At 65.0% G+C, this 22,152-nt stretch carries 17 protein-coding genes; 9 read left to right on the forward strand and 8 right to left on the reverse strand.

All coding sequences use genetic code 11. The features are described 5' to 3' along the window. Positions 1-28: 28 nt before the first annotated feature. The 4 genes from ACDI39_RS26245 to pvdM form a co-directional block, all read right to left on the reverse strand. On the reverse strand, positions 29-1,678 hold the full coding sequence (locus ACDI39_RS26245; protein WP_225789858.1) for a cyclic peptide export ABC transporter: 1,650 nt from the start codon (positions 1,676-1,678) through the stop codon (positions 29-31). Between the two features lie 114 nt (positions 1,679-1,792). After that, positions 1,793-2,713 carry a dihydropyoverdine dehydrogenase gene (gene pvdO, locus ACDI39_RS26250; protein WP_410896960.1) on the reverse strand — a complete coding sequence of 307 codons (921 nt, stop codon included), beginning with the start codon at positions 2,711-2,713 and terminating at the stop codon, positions 1,793-1,795. 28 nt (positions 2,714-2,741) lie between these two features. Then, positions 2,742-4,022, reverse strand: a complete 1,281-nt coding sequence (gene pvdN, locus ACDI39_RS26255; RefSeq protein WP_253080422.1) for a pyoverdine-tailoring periplasmic protein PvdN — start codon at positions 4,020-4,022, stop codon at positions 2,742-2,744. Positions 4,023-4,030: 8 nt separating this feature from the next. After that, entirely contained in the window at positions 4,031-5,383 is a 1,353-nt protein-coding gene (pvdM, locus tag ACDI39_RS26260; RefSeq protein WP_225789856.1) for a pyoverdine-tailoring dipeptidase-like protein PvdM, read from the reverse strand. Positions 5,384-5,562: 179 nt separating this feature from the next. On the opposite strand from pvdM, the gene pvdP reads away from it, so the two are divergent. After that, positions 5,563-7,185 carry a pyoverdine maturation tyrosinase PvdP gene (pvdP, locus tag ACDI39_RS26265; protein ID WP_225789855.1) on the forward strand — a complete coding sequence of 541 codons (1,623 nt, stop codon included), beginning with the start codon at positions 5,563-5,565 and terminating at the stop codon, positions 7,183-7,185. A gap of 120 nt (positions 7,186-7,305) precedes the next feature. Here the strand turns inward: pvdP and ACDI39_RS26270 are convergent, their stop codons facing one another. The 3 genes from ACDI39_RS26270 to ACDI39_RS26280 are packed head-to-tail and all read right to left on the reverse strand — an operon-like array spanning position 7,306 to position 11,862. Further along, positions 7,306-8,715: an efflux transporter outer membrane subunit gene (locus tag ACDI39_RS26270; RefSeq protein ID WP_253091008.1), complete on the reverse strand. Its 1,410-nt coding sequence runs from the start codon at positions 8,713-8,715 to the stop codon at positions 7,306-7,308. A gap of 3 nt (positions 8,716-8,718) precedes the next feature. Next, entirely contained in the window at positions 8,719-10,683 is a 1,965-nt protein-coding gene (locus ACDI39_RS26275) for a MacB family efflux pump subunit (protein WP_486537169.1), read from the reverse strand. Beyond that, positions 10,684-11,862 carry an efflux RND transporter periplasmic adaptor subunit gene (locus tag ACDI39_RS26280; RefSeq protein ID WP_253080419.1) on the reverse strand — a complete coding sequence of 393 codons (1,179 nt, stop codon included), beginning with the start codon at positions 11,860-11,862 and terminating at the stop codon, positions 10,684-10,686. It lies immediately after the preceding gene. 216 nt (positions 11,863-12,078) lie between these two features. Between ACDI39_RS26280 and ACDI39_RS26285 the strand changes: the two genes are divergently transcribed. From ACDI39_RS26285 to ACDI39_RS26295, 3 genes are all read left to right on the forward strand, one after another. Beyond that, the gene (locus ACDI39_RS26285; RefSeq protein ID WP_225790366.1) at positions 12,079-12,555 is read left to right on the forward strand and encodes a sigma-70 family RNA polymerase sigma factor; all 477 of its coding nucleotides are present in this window, start codon (positions 12,079-12,081) and stop codon (positions 12,553-12,555) included. Between the two features lie 212 nt (positions 12,556-12,767). Continuing rightward, entirely contained in the window at positions 12,768-13,253 is a 486-nt protein-coding gene (locus ACDI39_RS26290; RefSeq protein WP_368816149.1) for a histidine kinase, read from the forward strand. A gap of 70 nt (positions 13,254-13,323) precedes the next feature. Next, positions 13,324-14,649: an MFS transporter gene (locus tag ACDI39_RS26295; RefSeq protein WP_225790368.1), complete on the forward strand. Its 1,326-nt coding sequence runs from the start codon at positions 13,324-13,326 to the stop codon at positions 14,647-14,649. A gap of 167 nt (positions 14,650-14,816) precedes the next feature. Here ACDI39_RS26295 and ACDI39_RS26300 read toward each other — a convergent pair whose 3' ends face one another. After that, positions 14,817-16,481, reverse strand: coding sequence for an electron transfer flavoprotein-ubiquinone oxidoreductase (locus ACDI39_RS26300; protein ID WP_410045688.1), 1,665 nt, complete (start codon positions 16,479-16,481; stop codon positions 14,817-14,819). Between the two features lie 590 nt (positions 16,482-17,071). Between ACDI39_RS26300 and ACDI39_RS26305 the strand changes: the two genes are divergently transcribed. From ACDI39_RS26305 to radC, 5 genes are all read left to right on the forward strand, one after another. Next, positions 17,072-17,821 carry an electron transfer flavoprotein subunit beta/FixA family protein gene (locus ACDI39_RS26305; RefSeq protein ID WP_225790370.1) on the forward strand — a complete coding sequence of 250 codons (750 nt, stop codon included), beginning with the start codon at positions 17,072-17,074 and terminating at the stop codon, positions 17,819-17,821. Then, complete coding sequence (locus ACDI39_RS26310) at positions 17,822-18,751, forward strand: electron transfer flavoprotein subunit alpha/FixB family protein (RefSeq protein ID WP_225790371.1); 930 nt, start codon at positions 17,822-17,824, stop codon at positions 18,749-18,751. Positions 18,752-18,986: 235 nt separating this feature from the next. Next, entirely contained in the window at positions 18,987-20,186 is a 1,200-nt protein-coding gene (locus ACDI39_RS26315; RefSeq protein WP_001062689.1) for a tyrosine-type recombinase/integrase, read from the forward strand. Beyond that, on the forward strand, positions 20,183-21,247 hold the full coding sequence (locus ACDI39_RS26320; protein ID WP_003092331.1) for a PDDEXK nuclease domain-containing protein: 1,065 nt from the start codon (positions 20,183-20,185) through the stop codon (positions 21,245-21,247). The genes ACDI39_RS26315 and ACDI39_RS26320 overlap by 4 nt, the downstream gene beginning before the upstream one ends. A gap of 351 nt (positions 21,248-21,598) precedes the next feature. Next, positions 21,599-22,108: a RadC family protein gene (radC, locus tag ACDI39_RS26325; RefSeq protein WP_003092330.1), complete on the forward strand. Its 510-nt coding sequence runs from the start codon at positions 21,599-21,601 to the stop codon at positions 22,106-22,108. The last annotated feature ends 44 nt before the right edge of the window (positions 22,109-22,152 follow it).

Consider the following 22,152-nt stretch of genomic DNA (forward strand, 5'->3'; position numbering starts at 1 on the left):
AAAGAATCCGTCGCTGTTTTTTGTCGTCTCAGGCCGGTACGGGGGATGAGCTCACTTTGCCGCTGTTCATCCTCACCAACTGGTCCGCCACATCGAAATAGCGGTCGTCGTGGGAGATGACGATGATGGTCTTGCCCAGCCGTTTAAGGTCGGGCAGCAGCTCGGTGTAGAAAATGCGGCGGAAGGTCGGGTCTTGGTCCGCCGCCCACTCGTCGAAGACCAGTACCGGGCGCTCTTCGAGCCAGGCGTTGATCAGGGCCAGGCGCTTGCGCTGGCCGGTCGACAGGTCGGTGGTGGTGAAGCTGCCGTCGCGCACGCTGACCTTGTGGCCGATTTCCAGGCGTTGCAGGTAGCGGTTGGCATCGTCGGGGATGTGCAGGTCGCCTTCGACCACGTCGTCGAACAGGTAGTAGTCGGCGAAGATGGTGGTAAACAGCTGGCGGTACTCGTCACGGTTGCTTGGGTCGATGGCCTTGCCGTTGAGGCGGATCTCCCCCTGGTGCGGGGCGTACAGGCCCAGCAGCAGTTTGATCAGAGTGGTCTTGCCGCAGCCGTTCTCGCCGACGATGAAGATGATGTCGCCTTGCTCGATGCGCAGGTTGACCGGGCCCAGGCGGAATGGCTCGCTGCCTTCGACCGGCGGGAAGGCGTAACCCACGTTCACCAGCTCCAGGCTGTGCACCGGCTCGGGCTTGCTGGCCTTGGCGTCGAGCAGCAGGTGCGGTTCGGGCGAGGAGAACTGCTCGGACAGCTGGGCGATGCGGGCGAAGGCCACCTTGGCGCGGCTGACGATGGGTAGGGTGCCGATCAGGTGTTCCAGCGGGCCTTTCATGTACAGCAGCACCAGCACGAAGCCGCTCATGACCGTCTTGTCGTTGCTAGGCCACAGCGACTGCAGCACCAGGGCCATGCCGATGACCACGAAGAACAACATGGAGCCGAAGGTCTTGGCCACCACGAAGGTGTTGATGGCCTTGATCTGGGTCTTGCAGATGAAGTCTGCGGTGGCCTGTACGCCCTGGCTGAACATGCGGTTGCGGCGCGGGCGGTGGATGCGCAGTTCCTTGGCGCCTTCGGCAATGGCGCTGTAGTTCTTCTGCAGGGTGTCTTCGGCTTCACGCGCGGCGGCGAAGCCACGGCCGCCGCTGGCCTGGGCGACGAACTGGGCGACGCTGCCGATGGCGATGGCCACCACCATCAGCAGGAACATCGGCCAGGACAGCATGGCCAGGTAACCCAGGCAGCCGAGGGTGACGGTCATCGAGATGGCCAGCGGGGCGAAGGCGAAGGCGAAGTCGCTGATGGTGTCGACGTCGTGGGTCAGCACCGGAATCAGGCGATGGCTGCGGTAGCGTTCGATCTGCTCGATGGGGGCGGCGAGGGTTTTCTCGCCCAGCTCCTTGCGCAGCTTGGCGATGATGTTCTGGCCGACGTAGTTGGTGCCGATGTCGGAGCTGATCGAGCAGGCCAGGGCCAGCAGGCACAGGCCGGCGAAGGCGGCGATGGCGGTGCTGGTGATGTTGCCGTCACTGTGCAGGGCGGTGTTGATGCTGGCGAGCAGGGCGGTGACGCTGAGGCCGCCGACCATGCCCAGGACGATGGAGAGGGCGACGATGGGCCAGAAGGGTCTGAGCAGGGCGAACAGTTCGCTGAGGGCGCCGCGGGGTGGCTGAGTCATGGGGCAGGGTTCCGCTTAGGAAAATGGCTTTGGGCTCCCTGTAGGACGACTGGTGGGCGGGGGAATTTAGCGGGAATCTGGGGGGCTGCAAGGCAGCCCCGGGCCTTACGTCGACTAAAGATCGCGCACTACACGAAAACCGATCCAGTCGCCACGCTCGTTCGGATACAGGTCGTTGCGGTTGCCGGAGCGGGAGAACACCGGGGCTTCTCCGTAGTCGTTGCCGCGAATGCTCTGGAACTTGCAGTCCTTTTCCAGCCAGGGGCTGCCGTCGGCCGGTGCCCCGACATAATTGTCGTGCTTGCAGTCAGCGGTCCATTCGTAGACGTTGCCGTGCATGTCGTACACGCCGAAGGCGTTGGCCGGGAAGCTGCCGACCGGCGCGGTGTAGCTGTAGCCGTCGGCGGGGCCATAGGTGTTGGCGTGTTTGGCGATGCTGTATTCCTTGCCCTCATCGAAGGGGAAGGGGAAGGGGCCGGTGCTGCCGGCGCGGGCGGCATATTCGCGGATCGATTCGCTGGTCAGGCGGTACTGCTTGCCGGTTTTTTCCGATAGCCAGGCGACGTAGCTCTGGACTTCCTCGAGGTTCATGCACACGGCCGGGTGTCGGCTGGTGACCTGGTGGTTGCCACCGTAAGTGGGCCGGCCACCCTGGGTCGATGTGCCTGCCTGGCACAGGCGGCCGGGGCGGTCGTCGCCGCTGGGCATCTTGTAGCCGGTGGCCTTGATGAACGCATCCCATTCGCCGAAGGTGATCTGGAAGCGACTGATGGCGAACGGTTTGCTGAAGGTGACCTTGTGCTGGGGGCCTTCATCGGCCTGGCGACCGACTTCGTCGTCGGGAGTGCCCATGATGAATGAGCCGGTCGGCAGCACGACCATCTCGGGGCAGTCCTTTGCGCAGTCCTTGAAGACAGTGCCGGGCGCAGCCGTGTCGGCTTGTGCCGGGGCGGCCGCGCACAGCAGGGCCAGCAACGTCAGTGGGGCGAAGGCGATCAGCGGGCTGCGCGGGGCAGCAGGTAGGGTCGGGTTCATGGGGCGTCTCGTTCAAGGTGGTCAGAGATCACAGCTGGGCGCTGAGCAGGGTCATGAAACGGTCGATTTCCGATTCGTCGTTGAGCAGGCCCGGTGCGGTGCGGACAACCGGGCCAACGTCGCGGTACACCGCATCGACGATCGCCTTGCGCTGAAGCAGGGCAGCGGCGACCTTGTCGCTGTCGCGGTCCTTGACCCGGAAGAAGGTGAAACCAGCGCTGTGCTCGGGGGACAGCGGCGTGACCAGTTCCACCTGGGCATGTTCGCTCAGGCGCTGCTTGAGATAGCTGTTGAGCTGGTGAATACGGCCTTGGACCTCGGCCTTGCCCAGTTGCAGGTGCAGCTTGAAGGCTTCGTCCAATGCCCAGCGGTGCTCGAAGGCGTGGTAGCCGCCGGGGGTGAGGCTGGTGGCGAAGTCGGTGTCCTGGGAGAAGGTTGGGATCAGTGGTGTGATGTCCTTGAGTTGCTCGCTGCGCGCGCAGACGATTCCGGTGCCGCGCGGGCCGAACATCCACTTGTGGGTGCCGGCGATGAAATAGTCGCAGTTCATCTGCGGGAAGCTCACATCTTCCACACCAAAGCCATGCACACCGTCGACTACATAAAGGATGCGATCGGCTTCGGCACGATCGCGGTTGTGCCGCTCGACCAGGGCGCCGATGTCGGCCAGGGGCAGCTTCACGCCGCTGCCCGACTGCACCCAGGTCATACCCAGCACGCGCGTGTTGGGGCGGATGCTGCGGTCGATGTTGCCGACGATCTCGTCGGTGCTGACCTTGGCCGGGTCCTTGAACAGGCGGATCCGACGGACCTGGGTGCCCTGGCGTTGGGTGCGGAAATCGAGAATCGCTTCGACGGCCGAGTGCTCGTGCTCGGTGGTCAGGATCTCTTGATCAGGGCGCACGTGCAGCCCGCCATAGATGATCGCCAGCCCTTCGGTGGTGCTGCCGGTCAGGGCGATCTGGCCGGGGCGCGCTTGCAGGTACTTACCGGCCCATTCGCGCACGCGGGCTTCGTGCTGCCAGGGCTCCTGACGGTCCCAGTCCATCACCAGGCCTGGGTTGCGATCGATACGGGCACGGTAGCGGTCGATGGCGTCCTGCACGGGGCTGGGGTGGGGGGTGATCAGGAAGTTGGAAAGATGCAGGTAGTCCGGGTCCTGGTTGAACAGTCGGCGCAGTTGCGCCCATCGATCCCCCGCTGCCGGCGCACTGGCGGAGCTGGCCAGGGCCTGGCCGAGGCCGCCGCTCAGGGGCAGAGTGACGGCGAGCAGGCTGGCGTGTTTGAGGAAGGTACGGCGGTCGCTCATGGTTGCGCTTACCGGGTCGAGGAGAGAGAAGGGCTGGCGGCTTTTTCCACCTGAGCCCAGACACGCAGGAAATTGCCGCCCCAGAGCTTGGCGATATCGGCCTCGGAATAGCCGCGCTGGATCAGTTCGGCGGTTACGTTGCGCACTTGGCTGACATCATCCCAGCCCTGCACACCGCCGCCTTCGTTGAAGTCCGAGGCGATGCCGACGTGGTCGATGCCGATCTTGCGCACGGTGTAGTCGATGGCATCGCCCAGGTCCTTGAGGCTGGCCTTGGGCTCTTCGTCGAGGATGGCGTAGAGCTGGCTGGCGTAGCTGCCGAAGCGTTGTTCGGGCCAAGCGGCGATGATCGGGTCGCCCGGCATCAGGGCCATCGCCAGGTTGGGCAGCGGTGGCAGGTCGAATTTGGCACGCAGGGCGTTGAGTTTGTCCTGGGTCTTTTGCGTGAGTGGCCGCAGGTAGCTGGAGAAGGCGACGATCTGCACCACGCCGCCACTGTTCTTGATCAGCTGCAGCTCGCGATCGCTGAGGTTGCGCGGAATGTCGACCATGGCCCGCGGTGCCGAGTGCGAGGCGACGATGGGGGCACGGGTCAGGGCGCTGACCTGCTCCAGGGCCTGGGTGGACATCTGCGAGACGTCGATGATCACCCCTAGGTCGTTGAGCCGCTGTACGGCTTGCTTGCCAATGGGCGAGAGGCCGCCAAGGGCGTCTGGCGAGTCGTTGAAGAACGGTAGCGGGCGCGACGAGTCGGCCCAGTCGTTGTTACCGATGTAGCTGAAGCCGAACATGCGCATGCCCCGTGCGGCCCATTTGTCCAGCAGGTCCAGGTCGTTGCCCAACGGGTAGGCGTTGAGCATGCTGATGAAGATGGCGAACTTGCCTTCGCCGTGCAGGCGGCGGAAGTCGTCAGGGGTGTAGGCGATGCCGACCTGGTTGGGGAAGTCGCGCACCAGGCCAGAAATGATCTTGTAGCGTACTTCCTGCTGGTTGCGGGCTTCATCGAGAAAACCTGCGGTCGGCCGATGCGGCGCGTTGGGGCCGTTCCAGATTTCCGGCCAGCCGAAGATAGTCAGCGCCGCACCTGACAGCCTGCCTTTGGCAGCCTTGACCAAGTCGAACTGGCCGTCACCATCCTTATCGGCTTCCTGGCCGTAGGTGCCGAAGTCCAGTGGCAGGGTGATGTGGCTGTCGAAGGAGATCAGCCTCTCTTGCAGTTCATCGGCCTGCTTCATCACTTCCCGTGGGTAGTGAGGCGTCGGGCTGAGCCACCGATCCCAGGCCAGGTAGCTGCCGGCGCCGAGCAGCAGGGCCAGGGGCACGCCGATGTACAAGGTTTTCTTCCAGCGAGGTCTTGTCATTGCCATCTCGATTCAGGTCCGCGAATGCCGGGGGCTTGAGCTATCTGGGAGGGACGAGCGGCTTGGGCGAAAATTTACCCGGGGAGGGGCTGGGCGCGTTGCGTCGTCGCTAAATTTTGCCGGGCAACATACGTCCTTGCTGGGATAGAGCCTGCTTCATGGCGGACACAGGTAGGGTAATGACGATTTCTCGACGAGGGTTCATGGCCGGTGTGGCCCTGGCGGGCGCGGCCTTGCCGGCGGCCTATTACGCGCACCGCGAACTGACCAAGGACGAATTCCCGGTAACTCCCGCAGAGGCCAGCGTGGAGCTTGCCGACGCCGCCGGTCAGCGGCTGGGCAACCGCCTGCGCGGTATCTGGAGCTTGCGTCTGGAGGGGGCCGATGCCGGTCTTGAGGGCTTGCCGGCGGAGGGGCTGGAACTGTTCATCGATATTGCCGCGCGTGGGCGTGGCGTGCGCGGTTGCCTGGACAGCGCGCAACGTCTGCGCAGCGAACAGGCGCCGCGTTACCAGCTGATCGGCGACCTGGTCGAGGCCGAGCCCAACCGCCTGTATTGGCGCCTCAAGCCGGAGGATGGCAGCCACCTGGGTTACGAAATGGCGATCACCTTCGATGAAGTGTGGGGCGAGTTCGGCAATGCCGGCAGCGAGACCTTGAGTGGGCGCATCGCCGCGCTGAACCGGCCGCTAGCGCTGCCGCTACAGGACAACCGTTTCGTCGCCATTCGCCAGCGCTTCCCCGAAGCGCGCCAGACCATCGCCCTGGAACCGCCATTGCTGGACTGGCTGATTTCACCGGAGCACCGTCTGTTCCACCAGCTCTGGCATGCCTCGCGAGACAAATGGCATAGCCTGCCGGATGACAAGCGTGATGCCCTGCGCGGCCTGGGCTGGCAACCCGGCCCCCGTGATCGGGAGCGCGATGCTCGGGGCAAGCTCAAGGACCGCAACGGTTCGGGCGAGGACTTTTTCTTCATGCACCGGCACATGCTGGCCGCTGCCCGTGCCTTGCAGCCACTCCCGTCGTGGTCGCGCTTTCCGTTGCCGCAGCCGGAGCTAGAACGTGATCGCCTGGGCTTTGCCCGTTACTTCGATAACCTCGACGGTTGTTCGGTGCCGCCGACCTGGTTGGCCCCGGGGGACGACTCGTTCAGCGAGTGGCTCAACGGCATCAAGCGGGCCGAGACGTTCCATGGCAACTTCGCGGTCTGGGAGTCGCAGTACCGAGATCCACGCTACCTGTCGCGGATGACCTTGGGGCAACTGGGTTCGGAGATGGAGCTGGGCCTGCACGACTGGTTGCACATGCGCTGGGCTTCGGTACCACGCGACCCTTCCAACGGGGCGCCGGTGCCGTTGGCCCGTGAGCTAGACGACTTCGCGCCACGTTGGTTCGCGGCGGAAAACGACTTTCTGGGCGACCCGTTCTCGTCACATGTGCACCCGGTGTTCTGGTGTTTCCATGGTTGGATCGATGATCGTCTGGAGGACTGGTTCGCGGCACACGAGCGTTTCCATCCGGGGGAGGTCAGCCGCTTGCAGGTCAACGGCGTCCCCTGGTTTGCGCCGGGGCGCTGGGTGGAAGTGGCCGACCCTTGGCTGGGGCCGGATACCCATGGTTGCAGCACGGTGCCAGGGGGCAGGCCGGGCAAATCGGTGGAAATGGATGTCGAGACCATGAAGCTGGCGTTGCGCATCATTTTTGGCGAAGACGAAGGCAAGCTGGCCGGGCTCATGCGCCAGGTGCCGAAGCGACCGTGGTATGCGCGGCATCTGTCGCTGAAGGGATTGCTGGCCTGAGGGCTTTACAGGGCAGGGCGCGACTGTGCAGCCGACGCTCCCAGGCCGGATCCCGCTGGGCTTGGTTACCCTCCCAAGACGTTGAACATCAGTCTGGCTTTTAAGACGTAGCCCAGGTGTCTACTGCATCGTCCCGACGTGCCAGCCGCCTCCCAGCGCCTTGTACAGCGCCACGCTTCCTTGCAGCCGCGCCAGTCGCAGCTGCGCTTGCTGATCCTGCGCCTCATACAGCGTGCGTTGGGTTTCCAGTACCGTCAGCAGCGTTTCGGCGCCGGCACTATAACGCTGCTGGGCAAGGTCGAAGGCCAGGCGCGCCTGTTGCACTTCCTCGTCCTGCCACTGCCGTTGGCGGTCGACGCCGTAGATGGCGTTGAGCGCTTTCTCGACATCGGCGAAACCGGCCAGGATGCTGCTGCGATAAGCTTCCAGCAATTCCTCCTGCTCGGCCTTGGCCAAATCATGCGAGGCGCGCAGGCGACCGTTGTTGAAGATCGGCGCGACCAGGCCGGCGGTCAGCGTGTAATAGGGGTTTTCGAAGACTTCCGGGAGGGTGCGTACCCTGCTGCCTAGCTCGGCGCCGAGGGTTAGCCTGGGCAGCATGGCGGCCCTGGCCACCTGCACGTTGGCGCTGGCCGCAGCCAGGCGTGCTTCGGCTGCGGCGATGTCGGGGCGGCGGGTCAGCAACTCGCTGGGCACGCCGCTGCCGATCGTTGGCCAGAGCACGGCGTCGATACGTTCGTCGCTATTGGACAGGTTCTGCACGGGGTCGCCAAGCAGGGTGGCCAGGGTCACTCGGTTGTCCTGCCGGCGTTGTTCCAGCAGCGGCAACTGGCGTTCCTGGGCCGCCACCAGGCTGCGTTGCTGCGCCAGCTCCAGGCGCGTGGCCGAGCCGGAACGCTGGCGCGCCTCGACCAGGCCCAGCACATCCCGGGCATTGCGCAGGTTGAGGCGAGCAATGCGCAACTGCTCATTCAGCGCCAGCCCTTGCAAGTAGCTGTCTGCCACGGCACTGACTAGGGTCAGTTCCACTGTCTGGCGGTCGAAGCGGCTGGCGTCAAGGTCGAGCCTGGCACTGTCGCGGGCTGCGCGCAGCCCGCCCCAGAAGTCGATTTCGTAGGTCGCGCTCAACCGGGTGCCGAACGAGGTGCTGGTGCGTTCGCTGCTGCTGGCGTCGAGCTGGTCGCTGCCCGCCTCGCGCATCAGGTGCTGGCGGCTGCCATCTAGGCCGAAGGTCAGTTCCGGCAACAACGGTGCCCCGGCGATCACGGCCCGAGCCTGGGCCTGGCGCACCCGGGCGGTGGCGGCGGCGAGGTCGTGACTATTATGGCGGGCGCGCTCGACCAGCCGGTCCAGCTCGCGGCTGGCGAAGGCCTGCCACCATTGGGCCTGGGGGGGGGCGAGCGAGGGGGCGCCGGAATCACCCTGCCAGGTGCGGGGTGGGCTGATGTCGCTGGCGGGTGGTGGGGGCGTGCTGCAGGCGGCGAGGCAGAGACTCAGGGTCAGCAGGCTGATGCGGCTTGGCAATGTCATGGATTATTCGCTGGTAAGGGCTTTGACCGGGTCGAGACGGGCCGCCTTGCGGGCAGGCATGAAGCCAAACACGATGCCGGTGATCACGGCGCAGGCGAAGGCGCCGAGGATGGCGGGTAGGGCAAAGGCCACGGCGACACCTCCCAGCATAAGGCCAGCGCCGATGCCCAGGGCCAGCACGATACCGGTCACCCCGCCGACCATCGACAGCATCACCGCCTCGCTGAGGAACTGGCGCAGGATGTCGCGCTGGCGGGCGCCGGTGGCCATGCGGATGCCGATCTCGCGGGTACGCTCGCGCACGGTCATGAGCATGATGTTCATCACGCCGATGCCGCCGACCAGCAGGGAAATGGCAGCGATGGCACCGAGCATCAGCGACAGGCTGTTCTGCGTGCGCGCCTCGGCCTGGATCAGTGCAGCGTCGTTGGTCAGCTCGAAGTCCCGCTTGCCCTGGTGGCGCTGGCGCATCAGGTGATCGATGGCCCGTTCGGTCTCGCTCACCCGGCTCGAGTCGGCGGCGGCGATGATCACATATTCCGGGTCGTGCTTGCCGAACAGGCGCACGGAAGCGGCGGAGTAGGGCACCACGATGCGCTCGTCGCTGTCCTGGTCGCCGGAGCTGGCCCCCTTGCCGGCGAGCAGGCCGACCACCTGGAAGGGTACGTTGCCGATCAGCAGGTACTGCCCTAGCGGGTCGCTGCCGGGCTCCATGAGTTTGTCCCGGACCTTCTGGCCGATCACCGCGACGGCAGCGCCGGCCTGCTCGTCGGCTTCGCTGAAGAAGCTGCCTTCGACCACCGGCCAGTTGAGGATCTCGGAGAACTGGGTGTTGTTGCCGCCGACATAGAACTGCTGGTTGTTGTTGCCGTGGCGCACGGTCAGTTGATCGCCGATCACTGGCATGATGCGCTTGACCTGGGGCAACTGGGCGATCGCGGCGACATCGTCCAGGGTGACGATGCCGGCCGGTTCGCGCAGGGTGGCGTGGTGGCCATTGAGGTAGAGAATGTTCGAGCCGAACGCGGCCATCTGCGCCATGACCTGGCGCTTGCTGCCTTCGCCGACGGCCAGCATCACCACCACCGAGGCGACGCCGATGACGATACCGAGCAGGGTCAGCGCGGTGCGGAAGCGGTTGATCCACATGACCCGCCAGGCCGCCTGCAGGGCCTCGAGCAATTCGCCCTTCCAGGCCCCGCGCAGGGTGGCGCCGCGGTCCAGGCGCTGGCGCAGGTCGTCGGCCTGCAGGCCGGGGTGCGCTTGGCCGGCAGGCTGGTCGGCCGCCGAGTCGCTGATCATCAGGCCGTCGCGGATCTCGATCACCCGTCGCGCCCGGGCCGCCACTTCGCGGTCGTGGGTGATGAGGATGATCACATGGCCCTGGCTGGCCAGTTCGTCGAGCAGGGCCATGACTTCGGCGCCGCTGTGGCTGTCCAGGGCGCCGGTGGGTTCGTCGGCGAGGATGATGTGGCCGCCGTTCATCAGGGCCCTGGCGATCGACACCCGCTGCTGCTGGCCGCCAGACAACTGGTGCGGACGATTGCCGGTGCGGCTGGCCAGGCCCAGGCGATCGAGCAGGGCAGCTGCGCGGGCGTGGCGCTCGGCGGCCGGGGTGCCGGCATAGATGGCCGGCATCTCGACGTTCTCCTGGGCCGAGCCGGAGGGGATCAGGTGATAGCCTTGGAACACGAAGCCAAAGGCCTCGCGGCGTAGCCAGGCCAGTTCGTCGCTGTCCAGTTCGGCGACATCCTTGCCGGCGAAGCGGTAGCTGCCGCTGGTGGGACGGTCGAGGCAGCCGAGGATGTTCATCAGGGTCGACTTGCCCGAGCCGGAGGCGCCGACGATGGCGACGAACTCACCGGGGTGGATGCTCAGGCTGATGCCGCGCAGGACTTCCACCTTCGGCGAGTCGATGCCGCCGTAGTGCTTGCGGATGTCGCTGAGTTCGATCAGGGGCGCTGTCATTCAACCTCCGCTGGCGGCCGGGGCGCCGATGACCAGTTGCTCGCCTTCGGCGAGGCCATCGAGGATCTGCACGCGCAGGCGGTCGCTCAGGCCGGTGCGCACCTTGCGCTGTTCGACCTTGCCGTCGCGGGTGAGCACCTGGGCCAGGCGCAGGCCGTCGGTGCCGGCGTCGTCCAGGGCCGCCAGCGGCGCGGTGAGCACCTGGCTGGCCTGGCCGGCGACGAAGAACACCTGGGTGGTCATCTCGGCCATCAGGGCGCCGTCCGGGTTGTCCACGTCGAGCAGCACGGTGTATTGCACCACCTGGGCGCCGGTGGTGCCGGCGGTGGCGCTGGTAGGGCTGCCGCCGCCCTGGCTGGCCTGGTCCAGCGGCTTGGGCGGGATCGGCAGGATCTGCCGCACGGTGCTGGTCCAGCGGCGCTTGCCACCGGCCAGGGTGGTGAAGTAGGCAGTCATGCCGGGCTCGACCTTGCCGATGTCGGCCTCGGACACCTGGGCCCAGACGGTCATCGGCGAGAGTTTGGCGATGCGCAGGATCAACGGTGTCTGCTGCTGGGCGTTGAGGGTCTGGCCTTCGCGGGCGTCCACGGCGACCACGGTGCCGGTCATGGGGGCATAGATGCGGGTATAGCCCAGCTCCGCCTCGTCGCTGCGCAGGCTGGCCTGGGCCTGGCGGATCTGCGCCTGGTACATGTCGATGCGGGCCTGGGTCACCTTGAGCTGGGCGTCGGCTGCCTGCAGGTCTTCTTCGCGGGTGGCGCCGGCGGCGGCCAGGTCGCGCTGGCGCCGGTATTGCTGCTGGGCCAGTTGGAACTGGGCGCGCTGTTCGGCGAGCTGGGCCTTGAGGTTCTCGATCGAGTAGCGCCCGGCGTCGAGCCTGGCCTGCTGGGTGGAGGGATCGATCTCCACCAGCAACTGGCCCTGGCGGACTTCGTCGCCGACTTCCACGTGCAACTTGCGGATCTGCCCGGAGGCCTGGGCGCCGACATCGACGTAGCGGCGCGGCTGCAGGGTGCCCAGGGCGGTGACGCTGCTCTCGATGTCGGCGCGGGTGACGGTCACGGTATCGACCGGCAGCGCGCCGAAGGGCAGGGTCTTCCAGGCCAGCAGCGCACCCAGGCCAAGCAAGCCCAGGCCACCGAGCAGGATACGACGGCGGGTGTTGGTTAAACGTCTCATGCGTACTTCCAGCCAGAGGTGATGGCCGCTCGCTGCCAGATCGTAGCGTGCAAGGCGGTCCCAGATAAACGAAGGCAAGGAGCGGGGATTTAGCTGGATGGAGGCGAGGGCTGTATGTTGCTGAGAATAATTATAATTTGTAAGATGCCGTGTTGATATCACTCAAGTCCCGCACCCCTGTTTTTCAGCGTCAGCAGGGAGACCCCAGGTGCCGTCGTGGAACATTACTATCGCGAACTGGTGAGCTTCTTATCCGCGCGCCTGGGCAATCGCCAGGCGGCGGAGGATGTCGCCCATGATGCCTACCTGCGTGTACTGGAACGTACCGACGCACAGCGGATCGAGCATCCGCGCGCCTTTCTCTATCGCACCGCGTTGAACCTGGTGGTCGATCGTCATCGGCGCCACCTGGTGCGCCAGGCCGAGCCGCTGGAAGTGCTCGACAGCGATGAGCGCTGGCATGGCCCGGCGCTATCGCAGCGCCTGCAACTGGACCAGCGCCTGGACCTGATGCAGCGGGCCCTGGACGAACTCAGTGGGCCTTGCCGCGACAGCTTCTTGCTGCGCAAGCTCGAGGGCCTGTCGCACCAGCAGATCGCCGAGCAGTTGGGGATCTCGCGCAGCCTGGTGGAAAAGCACATCGTCAATGCCATGAAGCACTGCCGGCTGCGCATGCGCCAGTGGGAGTCCTGAGACGCCGGTCGATGGCCAGGTGGCCCCTGGCAGGCAGGGGCGTCGCTGAAAACCCCAGGGCGTGGAAATTCCCGGTGCTGGCGACTTGATTTCTCCTGGTTTCCCGACAACTATCAATGAAGACCCCGCCAGGCACCGTCCTGGCGGCAGCCTGCACTGGCGCAGTATGGTCAGGGAGCGTCTCTCAACAGCCAACTGCCCAGGTCCGGATGATGCCGAACAAATCCATGCGCATCCTCATCGCCGAAGAGCACCCCTGCCAGCGCCTGCAACTGGAGAAGATGCTCAATGGGCTGGGCTATTACCGCATCGCCCCGGTGGACAGCTTCGACGACCTGCAACGCCTGGTCGAGAGCGCGTTGCAGCCGTTCAACCTGCTGGTCGGCAATATCGAGCTGGCCAGCCATGCCGGCGTCGACCTGGCGCGCTTCTGCCGCGTCAGCCCGCAGATTCAGCATGCCCTGTTGTACCACGCGCAGCACCTGAAAGTACCCGCGGTGCCGCAGGCCGAACGGCATGCGGTGAATGTCAGCCTGGCCAGGGTGCCGGACAGCGAGGCGCTGGAGTCGTTCATGGCGATCATCGACCTGCCGGTGGTGGTGGGGCAGGTGCCCCTGCCGCCTGGGCTCTGTGCCGGGGCGCCGCGTCCCAGGCCACGCATGAACTTCGCCCAGACCGTGTTCAGCCGCACGAGCTGAGGCATGCAGGACCACAGGCAGCGGGCATTTGCTATCCTCTTGCCCTTTGCCGATCTGCAGGACCCCTGCCATGACTGCCATCGATACCCCGCGCCAGGCCCGGTTAAGCCGCAGCGACCACCGGACCCTTGGCCTGGCGGCGCTGGGCGGCGCGCTGGAAATCTACGATTTCATCATCTTCGTGTTCTTCGCCCTGACCCTGAGCCAGCTGTTCTTTCCGCCGCAGATGCCCGAATGGCTGCGCCTGCTGCAAAGTTTCGGGATCTTCGTCACCGGCTACCTGGCCAGGCCCCTGGGGGGCATCCTCATGGCCCACTTCGCCGATCACCTGGGGCGCAAGCGGGTGTTCAGCCTGAGCATCCTGATGATGGCCCTGCCGTGCCTGCTGATCGGGGTGATGCCGACCTACGCCGACATCGGCTATGCCGCGCCGCTGCTCCTGCTGGCCCTGCGCATCCTGCAGGGCGCGGCGGTGGGGGGCGAGGTGCCCAGTGCTTGGACCTTCGTCGCCGAGCATGCCCCGCCCGGGCGGCGAGGCTATGCCCTGGGCTTCCTGCAGGCCGGGCTGACGTTCGGCTACCTGCTCGGCGCCCTGACCGCGACCTTGCTGGCGCAGCTGTACAGCCCGCAGGAGATCCTCGACTACGCCTGGCGTTATCCCTTCCTGCTCGGTGGTGTTTTTGGCGTCATCGGTGTCTGGCTGCGCCGTTGGCTGAGCGAGACGCCGGTGTTCCTGGCCTTGCGCGAGCGCCAGGCGCAGCCGGTGGCCTTCCCGCTGCGCAGCGTGCTGGGCGAGCATCGCCGTGCCCTGGTCCCGGCGGCACTGTTGACCTGCGTGCTGACCTCGGCGGTGGTGGTGCTGGTGGTGATCACCCCGACAGTGATGCAACAGCGCTTCGGCATCGCCGCCGCAGACACCTTCGCCTTGAGCAGCGTGGGGATCGTCTTTCTCAACATCGGCTGCGTGCTGGCAGGCATGCTGGTCGACCGCATCGGTGCCTGGCGCGCGCTGGTGATCTACAGCCTGCTGCTGCCCGTGGGGATCGGTGCGCTGTACGCGAGCCTGGTGGGGCAGGTGGGCTGGACCTGGCTGGCCTATGCGTTGGCCGGGTTGTCTTGCGGTGTGGTGGGGGTGGTGCCGTCGGTGATGGTCGGGTTGTTCCCGGCCGAGATTCGTGTCTCTGGTATCTCCTTCACTTACAACATCGCCTACGCCCTGTGGGCTAGCACCACGCCGCTGGCGCTGATCGCGCTGATGCCGTGGAGCCCGTGGGTGTGTGTCGGCTTCTGTCTGGCCATGGGTGTGGTCGGGTTGCTCACGGCCTTGTACTTCGGGCGTCGGGAGCCCTTGGGGTTCGCCGCGGAGCCTGTGCCGATCATGTGTGGTGACAAATGAGGCGATAGCGCCTGATCGAGGAAGTACGCACTGCCAGATATGAAAAAGCCCCCGAGCCATGTGGCCAGGGGGCTTTTTCGTGGGGCGGGGAAGGCCTCATGTGGTCATTCAAGGCCTTCAGTCGCCATTTGGGGCTGCAAAGCGGCCCCTGGGGCCCGCAGTGGATCTTACATGTTCGGGTAGTTCGGCCCGCCCGCGCCTTCAGGGGTGACCCAGGTGATGTTCTGGGCCGGGTCCTTGATGTCGCAGGTCTTGCAGTGCACGCAGTTCTGCGCGTTGATCTGGAAGCGCTTGCTGCCGTCTTCCTGGGTGACCACTTCGTACACGCCAGCCGGGCAGTAGCGCTGGGCTGGCTCGTCGTACAGCGGCAGGTTGCTGGCGATCGGCACGCTCGGGTCGGCGAGCTTCAGGTGGCAGGGCTGTTCTTCTTCATGGTTGGTGCTGGAGAGGAACACCGAGCTGAGTTTGTCGAAGCTGAGTTTGCCGTCGGGTTTGGGGTAGTCGATCTTCTTCGCGTCGGCCGCGAGCTTGAGGCAGGCGTAGTCCGGCTTGGTGTCGTGCAAGGTGAACGGCAGCTTGCCGCCGAACCAGTTCTGGTCGACATAGTTGAAGGCTGCGCCGAAGATCGGGCCGAACTTGTGCATGGCCGGGCCGAAGTTGCGGCTGGCGTACAGTTCTTCGTACAGCCAGCTGGCCTTGAAGGCATCGACATAGCCCTCGAGCTTGTCGCCGCCTTCGCGGCCGGCGGCCAGCGCGTCGGCCACTGCCTCGGCGGCGAGCATGCCGGACTTCATGGCCGTGTGGCTGCCCTTGATCTTGGCGAAGTTCAGGGTGCCGAGGTCGCAACCGATCAGTGCGCCACCGTCGAACACCATCTTCGGCAGCGAGTTCAGGCCGCCCTTGCAGATGGCGCGGGCGCCGTAGCTGATGCGCTTGCCGCCTTCGAGGTACTGGCTGATCACCGGGTGGTGCTTAAGGCGCTGGAACTCATCGAACGGCGACAGGTAGGGGTTGGCGTAGGACAGGTCGACGATCAGGCCGACCACGACCTGGTTGTTCTCCAGGTGATAGAGGAAGGAGCCACCGGTGTTCTCGGCGCTCAGCACATCCAGCGGCCAGCCGGCGGTGTGCACCACCAGGCCTTGTTCGTGCTTGGCCGGGTCGATTTCCCAGATTTCCTTCAGGCCAATGCCGTAGTGCTGGACGTCGGACTCGCTGTCGAGGTCGAAGCGCTTGATCAGCTGCTTGCCGATGTGGCCACGGCAGCCTTCGGCGAACAGGGTGTACTTGGCGCGCAGCTCCATGCCGGGGGTGTACAGGCCGTCCTTGGGGTTGCCTTCGCGGTCGACACCCAGATCGCCCGTGACGATGCCGCGGACTACGCCGTTGTCGTCGAACAGCGCTTCCTGGGCGGCGAAGCCCGGGTAGATCTCCACGCCCAGGTTCTCGGCCTGCTGGGCCAGCCAGCGGCACAGGTTGCCCAGGGAGATGATGTAGTTGCCCTGGTTGTGCATGGTCTTGGGCACGAACAGGTCAGGGACCTTGGTCGAGCTGCCGGCATCCTTGAGCACATAGATGTCGTCGCGCTTGACCTCGGTGTTCAGCGGCGCGCCGAGCTCTTTCCAGTCGGGGAACAGCTCGTTCAGGGCACGGGGTTCGAACACCGCGCCGGAGAGGATGTGGGCGCCGACCTCGGAGCCTTTCTCGACCACGCAGACGCTGATCTCGCTACCGGCTTCGGCGGCCTTCTGCTTCAGGCGGCAGGCGGCGGACAGGCCCGCCGGGCCGGCGCCGACGATGACCACGTCGAATTCCATGTATTCGCGTTCCACTGGTTCTCTCCTACTCAAGGCTCATCGCTGTTGCTTGTCTTATTGGGTGTCGGATACCTACGCACGGCTACGCAAGCTGTAGCTTCGTGAACGACGGACTACACCGTTTTCTCTTGGCCGCGCATTATATCTACACCACTTGGCGGGTCCAATACAAACGTTTGTTTGAATTTGCCGGAGCCCAGTAAAATCACTGGAGCGCGGCTGGAGGCTGGCCAATTTGCCGTATTGACCGGATTGGGTGTTACGGTCAAGATACGAGCGGTTTTACGCTCGCCGTAGGCTGACCGTCGGGCGCAGGTGCACCCCTAAAGACCAGGCGTGGAGCAGGGTTTTCAGGCCGAATCCCGTTTTGTAGTGGAGTCTACACGCCACGACAGGAAATGACCCGTCGGTTTTGCCCTGGCAGTCGCGATAGGACTTATCGGTCACTGGAAATTTCCTCTGCGCCGGAACGTTTTTAGAGGTGCCCTTGTACCCACGCGCAATCGCAGGGGTAGGGTTTGTACGAAAGATCGCGCAGGCACTTTTCGTACAAAGCCTAATTGCCCCAGGCGACATTCTTTTCACCGGAGAGTAACGAGGAATCCATGAAGGTTCTTGTAGCTGTCAAACGAGTGGTCGACTACAACGTCAAGGTTCGCGTCAAGGCGGACAACTCCGGCGTCGACCTTGCAAACGTCAAGATGTCCATGAACCCCTTCTGCGAGATCGCCGTCGAAGAAGCCGTGCGCCTGAAAGAGAAGGGTGTGGCCACCGAGATCGTCGCCGTTACCATCGGCCCCACCGCTGCCCAGGAGCAGCTGCGTACCGCCCTGGCCCTCGGCGCCGACCGCGCCATCCTGGTCGAAACCAGTGAAGAGCTGAACTCCCTGGCCGTGGCCAAGGCCCTCAAGGCCGTGGTCGACAAGGAACAGCCACAACTGGTGATCCTCGGCAAGCAGGCCATCGATAGCGACAACAACCAGACTGGCCAGATGCTCGCTGCGCTGACCGGCTATGCCCAGGGCACCTTCGCCTCCAAGGTCGAGGTCGCTGGCGACAAGCTGAACGTCACCCGCGAGATCGATGGCGGCCTGCAGACCGTCGCGCTGAACCTGCCGGCGATCGTGACCACCGACCTGCGCCTGAACGAGCCACGCTACGCGTCGCTGCCGAACATCATGAAGGCCAAGAAGAAGCCGCTGGAGACCGTGACGCCGGACGCGCTGGGCGTTTCCACCGCCTCCACCAACAAGACCCTGAAGGTCGAAGCGCCGGCTGCGCGCAGCGCCGGTATCAAGGTCAAGTCGGTGGCCGAACTGGTCGAGAAGCTGAAGAACGAAGCGAAGGTAATCTAAATGACTATCCTGGTTGTCGCTGAACACGAAAACGGTGCCGTAGCCCCGGCTACCCTGAACACTGTCGCTGCCGCCGCCAAGATCGGTGGTGATATCCACGTGCTGGTCGCTGGCCAGAACGTCGCTGGCGTTGCCGAGGCCGCCGCCAAGATCGCCGGCGTTGCCAAGGTGCTGGTCGCGGACAACGCCGCCTACGCCCACCTGCTGCCGGAAAACGTCGCCCCGCTGGTTGCCGAGCTGGGCAAGGCTTACAGCCACGTGCTGGCCCCGGCCACCACCAACGGCAAGAACATCCTGCCGCGCGTCGCCGCACTGCTGGACGTCGACCAGATCTCCGAGATCATCTCGGTCGAGTCCGCCGACACCTTCAAGCGCCCGATCTACGCCGGTAACGCCATTGCCACCGTGCAATCCAGCGCTGGCGTCAAGGTCATCACCGTGCGCGCCACCGGCTTCGACGCCGTGGCCGCCGAAGGTGGCTCGGCCGCGGTCGAGGCCGTTGGCGCCGTGCACGACGCCGGCAAGTCCGCCTTCGTCGGTGAAGAGCTGGCCAAGTCCGACCGTCCTGAGCTGACCGCTGCCAAGATCGTCGTTTCCGGCGGCCGCGGCATGGGCAACGGTGACAACTTCAAGCACCTGTACGCCCTGGCCGACAAGCTCGGCGCTGCCGTCGGCGCTTCCCGCGCCGCGGTCGACGCAGGCTTCGTGCCCAACGACATGCAGGTCGGCCAGACCGGCAAGATCGTCGCGCCGCAGCTGTACATCGCCGTGGGTATCTCCGGTGCCATCCAGCACCTGGCGGGCATGAAGGACTCCAAGGTGATCGTGGCGATCAACAAGGACGAGGAGGCGCCGATCTTCCAGGTCGCCGACTACGGCCTGGTCGCGGACCTGTTCGAAGCGGTTCCGGAGCTGGAAAAGCTGGTCTGATCCGCCTGCTTCACTTATAAAGAAGCCCGGCCCTCCTGCAGGGGGCCGGGCTTTTTTTGTTTCACGATGACTCCAGCCCGGTAGTTCGCTGGACTGCGACGTAGCCCGATACAGCAGGTTTATCAATAGCTTACGCGCTTCCATCATATGCCGGTGCTTTCTGAAACTTGACCCGGTTCTCCCTCGCGCCGCTCCTATCTGGCTCCTGGAATCCGGGTCGTTCCAAGGAGTCATCATGGCAAAGATCAAGCTCACCAAGACCGCCGTAGAGTCGGCGCAACCCCAGGCGAAGGACATCGAACTACGGGATACCGTCGTGCCCGGCTTCCTTTGCAAGATTACCTCGACGGGACGCCGGGTGTTCATGCTCCAGTACCGCACGAACTCTGGCCAGCCCCGCAAGCCCTCGCTGGGACTCTACGGGGAGCTAACCGTCGAACAGGCGCGGGTCAAAGCGCAGGACTGGCTGGCCGAGGTTCGCCGGGGTGGTGATCCCGGCGGTGCCAAGGCCGAGGCGCGCAAGGCGCCCACGATGGCCGAGTTGTGCAAAAAGTTCATGGAGGACTACTCCAAGAAGCGCAACAAGGTCAGCACGCAGGACGGCTACCAGGGCGTCATCGACCGCAACATCATCCCGCTGCTGGGCCGCAAGAAGGTGCATGACGTGAAGCGGCCCGACATTGCGGGGCTCATGGAAAAGCTGGCCTACAAGCCGACCGAGGCCAACAAGACCTTCGGCGTGCTGCGCAAGATGTTCAACTTGGCCGAAGTCTGGGGCTTCCGCCCGGACGGCACGAATCCGTGCCGCCACGTCCCGATGTACCCGCCGGGCAAGGAAACCCGGCTCATCGTGGACGAGGAAATGGTGCGGATCTTCCGCCAGTTGGAGAAACTGGAGGCGGAGGGGCTGGAGAACTACGTCATCCCGTTGGCGATCCGGCTGCAATTCGAGTTTGCGGCGCGGCGCTCCGAAATCTGCCCGCTCGAATGGAGCTGGCTGGACTTCGAGAACCGGCGCGTGGTGTGGCCCGACAGCAAGGTTGGCGGCATTTCCAAGCCCATGAGCGAGGAAGCCTATCGGCTGCTTTCGACGGCGCCGCGTCTGGAAGGCTGCCCTTACGTCCTGCCGTCGCCGAACGACCCGGCCAAGCACCTGACCTTTGGCGAGCACTATGGCGGCTGGTGCCGGACGCTCAAGGCCGCCAGCGTGCCGCACGTAGGCACGCACGGCATCCGTCATCGCTCGACCACCGACATTGCCAATTCCGGTGTGCCGACCAAAGTGGGAATGAAGCTGACGGGCCACAAGACCGTGGCGATGTTCATGCACTACGTCCACACCGAGGACAAGCCGGTGCGCGAGGCGGCCGAGCTGGTGGCCAGCCGCCGCCAAGCCATCACGGGCGCGCGGCAGCTTGCGGAGGCGGTGGCATGAACGGGCGCCGGCCATCAGCAGCATCGCTCGCAGCGCCCGCGGCGCTGCTGGGCGACATTCGGGCACTGATCGAGGCGGCGCGCTTGCGCGCCGCCTCGACGGTGAATAGCGAGCTTACGATGCTCTACTGGCGCATCGGCCAACGCATCCACACGCAGGTCTTGGACAGGCGCCGGGGCGCCTACGGCAAGGAAGTTCTGCCCACCTTGGCTGCGCAGTTGGTGGAGGAGTACGGCAGCAGCTTTGCAGAGCAGAACTTGCGCCGCATGGTGCAGTTCGCCGCCACCTTCCCCGACGAGCGAATTCTCGTATCACTGATACGAGAATTGAGCTGGACGCACTTCATCGCCCTGATGCCGCTGAAAGACCCGCTCCAGCGGGACTACTACGCACAGATGGCCAGCACCCAACGCTGGAGCGTGCGGACGCTGCGCGAGCGTATCGACTCGATGCTGTACGAGCGCACGGCGCTTTCCCAAAAGCCGGAAGAAACCATAGCGCAGGAGTTGGCGACCCTGCGCGATGCGCAGCGCATGTCGCCGGCCCTGGTCATGCGCGACCCGTACATCCTCGACTTCCTGGGCCTGCGGGACACTTGGCAGGAAGGCGACTTGGAAGCGGCGATCATCCGTGAAATGGAGTCCTTCCTGCTGGAGCTGGGCGCGGGCTTCTCATTCGTCGCCCGGCAGAAGCGCATTCCGATCGACGACGAGGATTTCCACCTTGACCTTCTGTTCTACAACCGCAAGCTGCGGCGGCTGGTTGCGGTGGAGTTGAAGGTAGGTGACTTCAAGGCGGCCTACAAAGGGCAGATGGAGCTTTACCTTCGGTGGCTAGACAAGCACGAACGGGAGCCGGAGGAAGCCTCGCCGCTCGGGATCATCCTTTGCACCGGCAAGAAGCGCGAGCAGATCGAATTGCTGGAGCTGGACAAGTCCGGCATCCACGTTGCCGAGTATCTGACCGCCTTGCCGCCGAGGGGCGTGCTGGTGGAGCGGCTGCAACAGGCAACGCAACGGGCGCAGTTGCAAATCGAGCAGCGCAAGACGGACAACGAGTAGTCCTGTCCCAAGCAGTCGGGCGTCCCGGCGTGCCGCCGTCGCGCTGTCGTGCTGCGCATCGAGCTTCGCTGCGCGAGTCTCGCCCCTGTCGGGCTTCCATCACTGACGCCTCCGTCCCGGCTCGTTGATCCGGGCCTGCGCGCTCCGCTTGCCAAAAATCGACTCTGTGCAGTGGGCGGGTGTGGGCGGTCTTGCTGTTCCCTTCACCGTATCACGGCGTTCTCGCCGTCAAGGGCGGCGCGCGCCATGCGCGCTTGCGTCCTGGCGGCCGTCTGCGACCCCTGACTGCTTGCGCTGCGCCGTGCTGCCGCCGGTTCCGGGCAATTCCGCCCGAGCAACCGGAGCACGATCATGTCGCAACTGTCCTTTCCCTCGTTCGATTCCTGTCTGCTGGTGCGCGACGCGCACGGGCGCTATCTACCGGCATCGGCCGACGACATTCTGGAAGCTGCGCGCCAGGTCATTGACCGGAAAATGCGGCGCGGAGCAGAGTTCACTTCGCCGGCGGCGGTCAAGGAATACTTGCGTACAAAGTTGGCCAGCTTCGAGCATGAGGTGTTCGTAGTGCTGTTCATGGATACGCGCCATCGTCTGATCGAATACAGGGAGATGTTCCACGGCACTATTGACGGTGCGTCGGTGTATCCGCGCGAAGTGGTCAAGGAGGCGCTGCGGCTCAATGCGGCGGCGGTCGTCGTTTCGCACAACCATCCGAGCGGAAACCCCGAGCCGAGCGCGGCTGACCGGGCGCTGACCCAGCGGCTCAAGGAAGCGTTGGGTCTGGTGGACGTGCGCGTGCTCGATCACATCATCGTTGCGGGCAACGAAACGGCATCGTTCGCCGAGCATGGGCTGATCTAGCCCAAGGGGCTTCGGCCCCTTTTTGCTGCGCCTGGTGGCATAGC

The sequence above is a fragment of the Pseudomonas sp. Tun-23181 genome (assembly GCF_057415455.1).